Annotated in this window: 1 protein-coding gene; it reads right to left on the bottom strand. The window is 48.0% G+C overall.

Translation table 11 applies throughout. The annotated features are described in order from the left end of the window. The coding region (locus tag GAC_RS02440) for an excinuclease ABC subunit A (RefSeq protein WP_037349311.1) at nucleotides 1-1367 on the bottom strand (1367 nt) is incomplete at both ends.

Here is a 1367-nt window from a genome sequence, read left to right as displayed (position 1 = left end):
CGTGCTCAATGACTACCACAGTGTTGCCCATATCTCGCAGATTTTTCAGTGTGTTGATCAGTAGCGCATTATCGCGCTGATGTAGCCCTATAGATGGTTCGTCAAGTACGTATAAAACCCCGGTAAGGCCCGAGCCAATCTGCGACGCCAATTTTATTCTTTGGCTTTCTCCCCCAGAAAGAGTTCTGGATTCACGATCCAAAGTTAGGTGGCTGAGCCCGACATTACTGAGAAATTTTAACCGCTTTACCACTTCCTCCAGCAGCTTTGTGCAGACTGCGTTTTCATACTCAGAAAGCTTGCTTGGTAGGCCCTCGCACCACGCGATTGCCTCATCTACCGAGAATGCGCACACTTCGCCGATGTGCTTGCCATCTATTTTTACTGATAACGATTCTGGAGATAGGCGAAAGCCCATACAGTGTGGGCATGTGCTAGAAACAGAGTACCTTTCGGCAATCTTTTCGGCTACTATATTACCACTTTCATTGAGTAGGCCTAATATACCCCTGCTCCCGGCTGGTTTGAACTCCGTATTTAATGTTCCGTCCTTGTTGCCGAATAGGATTACGTTGCGGAGCCCTTCGTCCATCTTGCACCATGGGATGGAGAGATCAATAGCGTGCATTTTTGCAATAAGGGCTATTTCATGTGCGCATTGGTGGGCGAAACTGGGCCCGTGATAGGTATTAGCGGGTGGCCTAATCGGCCCCATAGGGTCAATTGCCCCTTCGAGTATTGAGAGCTCCGTGTTAGGGACGACTAGGTTGATATCTATTGCGTGATTTCGACCCATTCCCAAGCAATGTTTACATGCACCACAAACTGTGTTGAAGGAAAATAATCTGGGTTCCACTTCTCCTATGTGAAACCCGCTCTCTGGACAGATAAAATGTTCCGAAAATACCAAAATCTGGCCAGGCTGGTACTCTTGCGCGGCGCAATCCTGTGGGAGTGACACTATTTCAACGTGCATTATCCCCTTGCCGATTAGCAGTGCGTTTTCCACACTGCTTGGTATCCTGTTCGATTTTTCTTGGGCAATAACGACTCTATCAACCACCACGTAAATTTTATGCGTGCTATCTCGCTGTAGTGGCGGTATTTCGTTTATATCATATACTGTATCATCAATCTTCAAACGCGTGTAGCCGAGCCTTCTCATCTCGGCTATTGATTTCAAGAGTTCCCCGCCCTTTGCCTGGGTTATCGGGGCTAGTATGTGCAACTTTGTACCGATCGGCAGCCCAACAACTTCTTGGGCAATTCTGGACGCGGACAACCTTGATATGGGTTTGCCGGTGGCTGGAGAATGAGGCACACCGATTCTAGCGTACATCAGCCTGAGGTAGTCATGAATTTCTGTT

Source organism: Anaplasma marginale str. Florida, from assembly GCF_000215485.1.
In the GTDB taxonomy this organism is placed as follows: domain Bacteria; phylum Pseudomonadota; class Alphaproteobacteria; order Rickettsiales; family Anaplasmataceae; genus Anaplasma; species Anaplasma marginale.
This window is presented reverse-complemented; position numbering and strand designations above follow the sequence as displayed.